Source organism: Methanolobus sp., assembly GCF_030682845.1.
In the GTDB taxonomy this organism is placed as follows: Archaea; Halobacteriota; Methanosarcinia; order Methanosarcinales; family Methanosarcinaceae; genus Methanolobus.
Map to the genome: position 1 here is coordinate 21,957 of NZ_JAUXNK010000020.1, position 10,145 is coordinate 32,101.

Sequence of the window (10,145 nt, forward strand, 5' to 3'; positions counted from 1 at the left end):
TCAGTTATGACTATTGTTACATTTCATTTATATTTCTGCTATCTTCCGAATTTTAGAGGAGGATATGGCAAATCTAATCTTCCTACGACTGTTGGAAAGGGCAGCGATGTCTATTTAACACCCGGGCTTCTATTATCATTGTTTATAATAATTGTAAGAACTTTCGATATCCAATTGATAAACAACCTTAGCAATATCTCTGAATGTAATTCTGCATGCTGAGAGTAATTGTGGCATTTCAACATTAATATCGTTTTTGATATGCTCTTTACAGAGTTGGTCAAGAACTCTATTTTCGTCAAGGGAGTATCAAAAAAATGGCATTAGACACAATTGTAATTATAGCAGCTATCGCTGCGATCTTTATTCTTTCCAAGGCAATACAGATTGTCAATGAATACGAACGTGTTGTTATTTTCCGTCTGGGAAGGTTAAGCGGCATTAAAGGCCCGGGCCTGTTCTTCATTATCCCTATTATAGATACTGTGGTAAAAGTGGACCTTCGTGTCGTTACCATAGATGTCCCCAAGCAGGGAGTCATTACCAGGGACAACGTTACCGTTGCTGTTGATGCTGTTGTGTATTACAAGGTTGTCGATCCTTCAAAGGCTGTCAACGAAGTTGAGAACTACAAGTACGCGACATCCACCCTATCACAGACCACGCTTCGTGATGTTATAGGCCAGATCGACCTCGATGATGTCCTGGCTAAAAGGGATGAGATCAACCTGAACATACAGGAGTTGCTCGATATTTCCACGGACCCATGGGGTATCAAGGTAACAGGCGTGACCCTCAGGGATGTCAGCATCGACGACACGATGCTGCGTGCAATTGCAAAGCAGGCAGAGGCAGAGCGTGAGAAACGTGCCCGTATCATCCTTGCAGACGGTGAGTTCATTGCGGCTCAGAAGATGATGGAAGCTGCCCGCCTGTACGAGGAAGTACCTGTAACCATCAAGCTCAGGGAACTGCAGACCCTGGCAGAGATAGCAAGGGAAGGGAACATGATAGTCGTTGCCAACTCCATCGAGATGGGGGAGATCGCGGCCATGTCCAAGGCGCTCCAGAACAAACCCAGATAAACAATGATCTGTTTTTTGTGAGAAGGCTTTTTATAAGCCTTTCTTTTTTTTGATATTGTCACAGGAACCCTGAAAGTCCAATGTAATCTGATGACACCCATCATTTCAGAACCCGTGGTCATGAAAAATGGGAGCGCAGAGGGCCGTGGAAACCCACGATTTTAATCGTGGGAGGAAACGAGCCCTCGCACAATATAAAAACAATTAAATGTAAGCAGGAGCTATAATTACTCATGTTCTTAACAGTGAGTAACTACCTCAGGTTATCGAAAAAGCAATATCAAATAGTCGATACTCTCTGTTTTCTGTCAAAGAACATGTTCAACGTAGGATTGTATTCCATCAACGATCATTATTCCAATAATAACGAATTCCTTTCCTACGAAGAAAACTACCACCATTGTAAAGAAAACGAGAATTATCGCCTGCTACATAGCGATAATTCTCAGCAGACATTAAAAGTGGTTAATCGAAGCCTGAACAGTTTCCTTGGATTACTTAAACAAAAGAAGAATGGGAACTATTCTGCTCAAGTCAATTCTCCACATTACCTGAGAAAGAACGCAAGGTTCCCACTGATCTATCCTGTAAGAAGATCAATGATCAAAAATGACTCTGTTGTTCTGGGAATGTCAAGACAATTCAAGACAGAACATGGTCTTACTGGAAAGGAATTAACCTTCAGGATTCCTCCTCAGATAAACCCCGAAGCAATAACAGAAGTAAGAGTAATTCCTGTACATGGAGGTAAAGCATACAAAATAGAATACGTTTACAAAATTCCGGATGAAACTGTTGATCTCGACAACGAACAATATCTATCAATTGACTTAGGACTGAACAACTTTGCAACAATCACCGAATCAGTTAATGGGACTGCTACTATAATCTGTGGTAAGTATATCAAATCAATCAACCGTTACTACAACAAAAGAATGTCAGAAATTCAGTCAATAAAAGATAGTGCGACAAGAAGCTATAATATGAATTGCAATATGCTATCCCTTCCATTTGGGATAATCCTACTATGACATGCGCTGACAGCAACGTAAGGGTGTGAAGCTCATAGGACAATGTGGTAAAGTTCGGAAGTCTAATCTGAACCATCTGCTAGGATAAGAATACTATGAAGAGTGTAATGCGAACCATCGTAAGAATCGTCAATTGAAACAAGCGAAACTAGACCGATACGCTTGAACCAAAAGGTATAGAATCAGACCAATATGGCTTATCTTACATATTGGGAAATGGACATATGAATCTCGGTTTATAGGTGGCTTCTAAGGTATTCACAATTATTCATAATACAGAACTTGGTAAGCCCTATATGTTCCCTTCTGGGTAGAAATCCTGCAAAGGATAACAACGACATAGAGGGTAAAGGAAGGAGTAAAAAGCAAATGGTAGACTGTAATGGTATACATAGGGGTTCAAAATTTGCCTCAATCCGAAAGGATGCAGACTTACTCTATAGTATCGAAACGTAAGAAATGAAGGTATGACCTATGAATGTAAGTAATTCAATTACGCTAACTGAAAAAGCAGAAACACTTATTGGCAATCCCTCTGCATGGAACGAGTACAAAGGTACAACTTCCGAGAAAAGAGATAACAATAGTGTAAACGCTAAATCAGACTGCGAGAAGCTTACAGACAAAACCGGCTGGAATCATATCAACTGGAACAAAGTGGAAACACAAGTTAATAGGCTACAAGTCAGGATTACGAAAGCAGTTATCTAACCCAATAACAAGAAACTGCTGCCCTATATAAAGGGGTTATGAGATGCTTGAGCGGTGTGAAGGGAAACTTTCACGCACCGTTCTTAGGGGAGAAAGGAGGAGTAATCCTCCCGACTTACCCGACAGCAGGGAATCAAAGGAATTACCAACCAACAATCGAAAATTACCATTAAGAGAAACAACCGGATCGATGAGTTCCTGAACAGAGCAGTTTTCCATATTACTCAAACCTGCTTGGAAAACAGGATCGGTAATATTATTATAGGGGAAATGGAGGGGATCAAGCAAGAGATCAACCATGGCAGAAAGAATAACCAGAACTTTGTAGGTATTCCTTACTTCCTGTTCAAGAGAAAACTCAAAGCAAAGTGTGAGAGATATGGAATAAACTACCATGAGATTAACGAGGCTTACACATCAAGAACCGATGCTCTGGCTTTTGATGAGATCAAAGAACAACCTTACGGAAAGAAACGCAGGGTTAAAAGAGGACTCTTCAAAAGCATTACCGGTGTTCTTCTCAACGCAGATGTCAACGGAAGTTTAAACATAATGAGAAAAGTAGCTGGCGATACTGTTGTAAAACAATTAGCTTGTAGAGGTCTCGTCAATAGACCGATAAGAATAAAACTCGCATACGAGCAACGATCTTACATGCCCACGACTTCAGTCGTGGGTAATTGACCTGTGCATAAAGACAACCTTGTGTAAGGAATCAATAGGATCTCCTGTAATCGGGTGTCGTTTGAGGCAACTAAATCTGATGAAGTGATAATTTGAGCAGCACAACAATTGGCAATGTAATTATTAACTGGTTAGGTCATGCAGGCTTTATGATCAAAGGGGATGACCGGGTTATCTATATAGATCCTTATCTACCTGCCGAGGATATTCCTTTTGAGGATATGGCAGATATACTCCTGATAACGCAGGAGCATGATGAGCACTGCCATCCGGATTCTATACGGAAAGTCCGCAAGCCCGATGCTACCACCCTTGTCCCTGAAAGTGTCAGCCTGGAATTCAGGGGAGATGCAAGAAGGGTCACTGCAGGGGATTCTCTGGTAGGTGAGCTCTCCATAAAAGGCGTGGGGATAGAGGTAGTTCCTGCTTATGTCGGGAAAGAGATTCCCGAACCTGCTGAAGGAGGGGTTGGTTACATCGTCGAAGTAGGTGGCATACGAATATATCATGCAGGTGACACAGGCATCATACAAGGAATGGAAAGCTTATCAGTCGATGTTGCGCTTCTTCCTATAGGCGGCACATCTCCTATGGATGAAGAGAAAGCAGCTGAAGCTGCAATTTTGCTTTCTCCAAAGATGGTCATACCCATGCATTACAGCCCGGAGGCCGGGAATGTGAACCCCGAAAGGTTTGCAGAACTGGTCCGATCAAAAGCACCCAATACTGATGTCCTGATCCTTGACCCGCTATGAGGAATGTACTTATGGCAAAACACAGACAGAAGAACAAAACATTAGCAAAGGACATAGCATATGAGAGGATAACCTATCTCTTTGAGGTAGCAGGCAGGGAATATGCTGAGAGTCCTGCAAGAAGCAACAGGTATGTTTCTCTTGCAAAAAGGATAGGAATGCGTTATCGTGTGAGCCTTCCTCAGGAGCTGAAAAGGAAAATGTGCAAAGGGTGCGGTTCTTTCCTCTCTCCCGGGGGCAATTGCAGGGTTCGCCTCAAAAGCGGGCGCCTGACGATCACATGCATGGACTGCGGCAGGGTGAAGCGTTATCCCTTGACAGGTGAAGAAGCAGAAGCAAAAGAAAAAACAGGAAGGGTGGGGATACCGGCTGAAGCGGAAGAATGATCTCATCCACCGATGAGTGATAGCAGTCTCATTATTCCGTAAGCAGCTACGAACATTATGATTCCCATTGCAACGTACAGGAAAATTACCTTGAATACCTCTTCCTTTTCAGAGCCCTGCTTTATTCCAAAGCCACCCCTGCAGCCTCCTGTGCCACATGAGTTACAGGATACGCTTTTCTTAGCCTGGTTCCCAGGATGGTTGTTTAAAACCGGAAGGGGAATTTTCTCTGACATGATGTTGCTGAATATGAGTTCATATCATTAGTCATTTTCGGCTTGTTGCACAAACCCTTTAAAAAGAAAAACGACGAGAGGGGGATTCGAACCCCCGCGGTGCAGGGCACCACAGGATTAGCAATCCTGCGCCATACCGGGCTTGGCTATCTCGACACTATCAGAATGCGTCCCTAAATGTAAGCAAGGTATTTAATGTTTCTGGAATATGAGTGACGAGCATGCCGCAAGTCGCTGTCCTTCACATCTCCAAATGATCTGTGGCTTCTTCTCCACCCCGCAGCCCTGCAAGCGATAGTTGCCCACGGTAGGTCTGCTCCCTTCCGGTCCTGAACTGGTTCCCGCAGTTAAGGCATACGAACAAGTTCTCCAACAAGCCCTTATACCAGCACCATCCAAACAGGACGAGGCTTCTCAGTTGAAATCACAGGTTTGAAAATGATCCAGGCATCTTCTCTTGGCTTCGTCCCCCGCATATCGGCGATTTCGGGTTACAGGTAACGCCGGCCTACCCGGACTAGCCCGCCACACCTACATACACATAACAGTTTATAAATGTATCCTTGTGGCATTATTGTGGAAGCAAGCATCGAAGCGAGAACATAATTATACTATGTCGCCAATATTGAATGTGAGGATAAAATGGAAGATATGATCGGATTTGTGACTGGAAACAAGAATCGACAAAAATTACTTTCCCTTCTGGGTTCAAAACATGACCTGGATGTGGACAGACTGGCAAAGAATATGCATGTAGCAAGCCCTTCCGTCAAAAAGATAATTGATGAGATGCTGGAAAAGGGTCTCATTAAACAGGAAAATGGGTTTTATGGCTTAACAGAGCTTGGTGATTCTGTAGAAAAACGGATACGAGCTATCTGATCCTCTACATTTTTCTTCTAAACATTTCCCGGCTTTTACCAGTCCGGAATAGAAGACTATCCTATAAGGGTGTCAGTGCGCAGTTTGATGCCTTCTTCAGTGATGGAATATTCCCTTACTGCATTTTTATGCTTGGTACCTCTTGATTTAGTTATGTACATATACATGCGACTGTTTGCGTTGGAGCTGTGGAGGACCACAACCGAATCCATCAGGTAGGCAAAACCCATCTTCTCGTCTCCCGGGCACTCACAGGACTCTGTATCTGTTGTGAAGAGTGAGGTAATATTCTTGCTTTTGAGGTAGCTTGTGAGGGAATGCAGATATCCGCGCAATTTTAGATGATCGGGTATGGACATCTCCAGGTTATTGATTCCATCGAAGAATACTCTTGTTATTCTGGCATCTTCTATATTGCTCTTTATGCGGAGAGAGTGTTCAGCAGGATAGGTATTGCCAGGGTTGGTGCAGATGAAGCGGAGTAATCCCTTTTCTTCATATTGCTTCAGGTTCCAGCCCATCTTTTTAGCATCCATGAGTAATTGGTGAGGTGAATCCTCGAATGTTACTATCAGTCCGGGCTCGCCTCTTTCAAGGCCGTGATATATGTACTGAAGCCCAAATATCTTTTTCCCGGTGCCGGGTCTTCCTGCAACCAGGGTGCTGCTGTACCTGATCATTCCTCCGCCGAGCATGCTGTCAAGGCCCGGGATACCTGCCTCGACGCGCGAGTCATCCAGCATGAAATCCTTTTCAGGTTTAAGGTGAGGGTAAACAGTAAAGCCGCTTGATGTAATGTCATAGAGATATTTGCAGGACGTGATCTCTGACCGTTTACCGGGATCGATCCCTCTCATTTTTATGAACTCGAGATAGTGGTCTGCTCTTGAGCCGGTGTCTGAACGGGAAAGGTATATTATGCCGTCAGATAGGTGGCTGACGACCGATCTGTGCAGTTCTTCCCAGACCAGTTCTCCCACTAGCAGGGTAAGCATGTCCCTTTCCTGCAACATCGAATCCAGGGTGTAGAAGAAGCGCCTGCGTTCCTGTTCGACGAACCCAAAGCCAAGGGGTGTTATAGGATCTATGACAAGTCTGTCTGGCTTGACAGATTCTATTACATTGCCAATATCTATCAATGTTGTAAGAGGGTCTTTTTCTGATATCTGACGGTTTATGGCATGCACATGGAAAGAATCATCGAAAAATTCAAGCGTTGAATGGTACATCTTCAGCTTGTGTGCCTTTTCGGTTGTTATCGGGATATAAAGTGTCTTTTCCCCGTTCCTGGCAGCCTGCGACAGCATCTGGAGAGACATTATGCTCTTCCCGACTCCTGCTGTCCCTGCTATAAGCAGTGTGGAAGGTGACTTAAAGCCTCCCAGCAGTTCGTCAAGGCTTTCGATCCCACTTGAGATGTTTTTCAGCTTTTCCATTTTAACGCTTCTATTTACGGCTTGCTGCTGTTATGGCAGTTACCTGCATTTATATCTCATTTTTATGTCGCATATGCCGCACATGAAGACAAATTGTGCGTGGAGTGGTGCCGAGGTTCGGATCCACCCATCTGTTGGATTGTGTGTGCCTGAAAAGGCGGACCTGATCATCCTCAGAACATAGAATATACTTCTTCGTGCGGGTGTATGACGAACCCTTCGGGCGTGATATCGTAGGGGTGGATCTTTTTGCTGTGGTCGGATCCACGCATCTTGTAGATCTCCATGCTTCTCATGCGCACGTTCTCATGCCTTTTGTAGTAGAGTACTATGGTTCCATCAGTGACGAAGTTCTCCACTCCGAACCTTGACGGGTTATCTTCCTCGACCAGTTCGCAAGTCATCATCGAAGTGAGTCCGATGACCTCCAGGGTGGTGCTGAGCTTCAGGAGCTCAATCCTTATTTTGGCGGGGTCCTGCAGATAGAAACTTACAGATGTGGTGGAATCGATAAGGGCACGTCGGGCATTGATCTCCTCCTGTGTTGCGATTATCTGGTCCATCATCGAGCGGATATCAAAAGGCCGCACATCCACATACTTCTCCTGCGATGGGATACCGATCTTGGTGGAACATGCGTCAATTATGACCAGTTTGTTCTCCTCTTCGAGAGCCTCCAGGTCCCAGCCGAACTTCATGACGTTTTCCCTTATCTGCTCAGGCCGCTCTTCTGTCGCGACTATGATCCCGTTCTCTCCGTACTTGGTAATGCCGTTATAGATAAACTGGATAGAGAAATTTGTCTTTCCCGCTCCCGATGTGCCGGATATCAGGTAGGTTCTGTCCCTTATGAGCCCGCCTCCGCACAATTCATCAAAGCCGGGTATGCCTGTCCTGACCCGGTTTACCGCATCTTCCATTGAGATTTCCTCAGAAACTGCACCATCGTACATTTTACTTTTTCACTCCTATGAGGTCAATAACTCCCTGTAACAGGTAAATAATGTTTTGCATCAAAGTGGATGAATGATTTTAACGCTATGTCTTTTATTGTATGGTATATATAAATATATTGAAGTGATGCTTATTATAATGATGGGTCCTAGGTTCTGGAGGTCGTTACTTCAGTCAAATACCGGCAGTTAACCTTAAGGTCACGGATCTCGCAGGGATGTAACTTTATATGTTCCCGTTAATCCTCACTCAAGATATGTTACATGCTTCTTGAATTCTGCGTTTATGATTGGGGTACACCTTTCCACAGAGCTGTATTTAGTAGGACAAGTGCTAAAGATGAGGTACTGCCATACCACATTAATCGAGATGCAGATTCGATAGGTTTTCCCCTGAACACATGTAAAAAGAACCCAAATACTGAGTTTTTATCGTCTTTTATCGAACGTAGAGCCTTTTAATTCGACATTTACCGTCAAATGCATCGATACTTGCCAGTGCAGTGTGATAAATCCCCGGAATTTGACCACAAAAGATTTAATACGGCAATTGTTTAATAGAACACTTGTAATCCAATATGACGGGATTAGGAGGGTGATGAAGTCTCCTTCGGCAATAAACGAACCCGACAATTCGTCCGGTCCTGCTGAAGCCATAAAGCACAATTCGTGCTTTATTCACTGATACTCACTCTTTGATATTAGAACTAAACGGAGGAACAAAAATGACTAAATTAACGACAACTGTAGTAGTTGCCCTTATGCTTATGGCATTAACCATAATGTCAGCAAGCGCAGCTACCAGTGTTGAGGTAAGGAGTTCTGTTTTAACAGGTCCTGACACACTCGACGCTACAAATTTCGCAGGTTTCTACTATGACCTGGATGATGACATCTCAACTGAGACAATGGAGATTGCAGCAATCAGCACCCGTACCATTGCAGCAGGTGACCTTAAGTACAACACTTCAATTGCAGCTGTTGACTATGCAAGCTCCAATCTGAATGGCCAGTACAATGTTATGGGTCTCTTCGCTGAGAAGTACGTCCCACTGGACAGCAACACTCCTGACAAGCTCTCAAAGCTGCTCCTTGACTCCAGCAGCAAGTACACTCTGAGGACCGGCACAGCTCTCCAGCTCCCTGAAGGCTATGCACTCACTGCAAAGCAGATCGATGTTGAAGGTAACAAGGTCTGGATGGAGTTCACCAAGGACGGAGAATTCGTAGAAGACGAGATCCTCGACGTATCCAACGGTACAATTGTCTGGACCTATGAAGCAGATGACATCGCCGGTGAGGATGATGTAGTTGTGATGAGGGTCGCAGTGACCAACGTGTTCCAGGGACAGGTTGACAGCCTTGCAGTTATCGAGGGTGTCTGGCTCATGGACTACGAGAACGTAATGGAACTCGAGACCGATGACACATTCGACAAGCTCGAACTTGTGAACATAGGAACTAGCACTCTTGAGATGGAAAACGCCAACTCCATTACCCTTACAAGGGACAAGGTAATCTCAATTGCACAGGGAATGAGCTTCAAGGTAGCTGACGACAGTGCAGTGAGATTCTATGTGATGAAGATGTTCACAGAGCCTGGAACATATGAGATTCGCGGCGAGGTTGTATCAGGTACAGGTGCTCAGTCATGGACTGCTACGAACTTCGCAGGTTTCTATTATGACCTGGATGAAGACATCTCAACTGAGACAATGGATATCGCAGCAATCAGCACCCGCACCATTGCAGCAGGTGACCTTATGTACAACACTTCAATTGCAGCTGTTGACTATGCAAGCAGCAATCTGAATGGCCAGTACAATGTTATGGGTCTCTTCGCAGAGAAGTACGTCCCACTGGACAACAACACTCCTGACAAGCTCTCAAAGCTGCTCCTTGACTCCAGCAGCAAGTACACTCTGAGGACCGGCACAGCTCTCCAGCTCCCTGAAGGCTATGCACTCACTGCAAAGCAGATCGATG

11 protein-coding genes, 1 tRNA gene and 1 other RNA gene are annotated in these 10,145 nt (G+C 44.5%); 8 read left to right on the plus strand and 5 right to left on the minus strand.

Annotated features, from left to right (window positions below; genetic code table 11):
* Positions 1–317: 317 nt before the first annotated feature.
* The 6 genes from Q8J68_RS01970 to Q8J68_RS01995 all read left to right on the plus strand — a co-directional run bounded on the left by Q8J68_RS01970 (position 318) and on the right by Q8J68_RS01995 (position 4,652).
* Entirely contained in the window at positions 318–1,085 is a 768-nt protein-coding gene (locus Q8J68_RS01970) for a slipin family protein (protein WP_305309883.1), read from the plus strand.
* A 233-nt stretch (positions 1,086–1,318) separates the two neighbouring features.
* On the plus strand, positions 1,319–2,116 hold the full coding sequence (locus Q8J68_RS01975) for a transposase (protein WP_305309884.1): 798 nt from the start codon (positions 1,319–1,321) through the stop codon (positions 2,114–2,116).
* Positions 2,117–2,590: 474 nt separating this feature from the next.
* Positions 2,591–2,827 carry a reverse transcriptase N-terminal domain-containing protein gene (locus tag Q8J68_RS01980; protein WP_305309885.1) on the plus strand — a complete coding sequence of 79 codons (237 nt, stop codon included), beginning with the start codon at positions 2,591–2,593 and terminating at the stop codon, positions 2,825–2,827.
* Between the two features lie 186 nt (positions 2,828–3,013).
* A complete protein-coding gene (locus tag Q8J68_RS01985) occupies positions 3,014–3,511 on the plus strand; it encodes a transposase (RefSeq protein ID WP_305309893.1) in 498 nt (165 codons plus the stop codon).
* Between the two features lie 92 nt (positions 3,512–3,603).
* The gene (locus Q8J68_RS01990) at positions 3,604–4,266 is read left to right on the plus strand and encodes an MBL fold metallo-hydrolase (protein ID WP_305309886.1); all 663 of its coding nucleotides are present in this window, start codon (positions 3,604–3,606) and stop codon (positions 4,264–4,266) included.
* An 11-nt stretch (positions 4,267–4,277) separates the two neighbouring features.
* Positions 4,278–4,652: a ribonuclease P protein component 4 gene (locus Q8J68_RS01995; RefSeq protein WP_305309887.1), complete on the plus strand. Its 375-nt coding sequence runs from the start codon at positions 4,278–4,280 to the stop codon at positions 4,650–4,652.
* Positions 4,653–4,654: 2 nt separating this feature from the next.
* Here the strand turns inward: Q8J68_RS01995 and Q8J68_RS02000 are convergent, their stop codons facing one another.
* The 3 genes from Q8J68_RS02000 to ffs form a co-directional block, all read right to left on the minus strand.
* Positions 4,655–4,888, minus strand: a complete 234-nt coding sequence (locus tag Q8J68_RS02000; RefSeq protein ID WP_305309888.1) for a hypothetical protein — start codon at positions 4,886–4,888, stop codon at positions 4,655–4,657.
* Positions 4,889–4,959: 71 nt separating this feature from the next.
* Positions 4,960–5,044 (minus strand) — tRNA-Ser (locus Q8J68_RS02005).
* A 57-nt stretch (positions 5,045–5,101) separates the two neighbouring features.
* An RNA gene (gene ffs, locus Q8J68_RS02010) (signal recognition particle sRNA) lies at positions 5,102–5,416 on the minus strand.
* A 114-nt stretch (positions 5,417–5,530) separates the two neighbouring features.
* On the opposite strand from ffs, the gene Q8J68_RS02015 reads away from it, so the two are divergent.
* Positions 5,531–5,770 (plus strand): MarR family transcriptional regulator, encoded by a 240-nt coding sequence (locus tag Q8J68_RS02015; protein ID WP_015053412.1) that lies wholly within the window; start codon positions 5,531–5,533, stop codon positions 5,768–5,770.
* 56 nt (positions 5,771–5,826) lie between these two features.
* On the opposite strand, the gene Q8J68_RS02020 is transcribed toward Q8J68_RS02015, so the two are convergent.
* Positions 5,827–7,206: an ATPase domain-containing protein gene (locus tag Q8J68_RS02020; RefSeq protein WP_305309889.1), complete on the minus strand. Its 1,380-nt coding sequence runs from the start codon at positions 7,204–7,206 to the stop codon at positions 5,827–5,829.
* Between the two features lie 173 nt (positions 7,207–7,379).
* The gene (locus Q8J68_RS02025) at positions 7,380–8,159 is read right to left on the minus strand and encodes an ATPase domain-containing protein (RefSeq protein WP_305309890.1); all 780 of its coding nucleotides are present in this window, start codon (positions 8,157–8,159) and stop codon (positions 7,380–7,382) included.
* Positions 8,160–8,884: 725 nt separating this feature from the next.
* Here Q8J68_RS02025 and Q8J68_RS02030 point away from each other — a divergent pair.
* Positions 8,885–10,145: S-layer protein domain-containing protein (locus Q8J68_RS02030; RefSeq protein ID WP_305309891.1), on the plus strand; the 1,261-nt coding region annotated here is incomplete at its 3' end.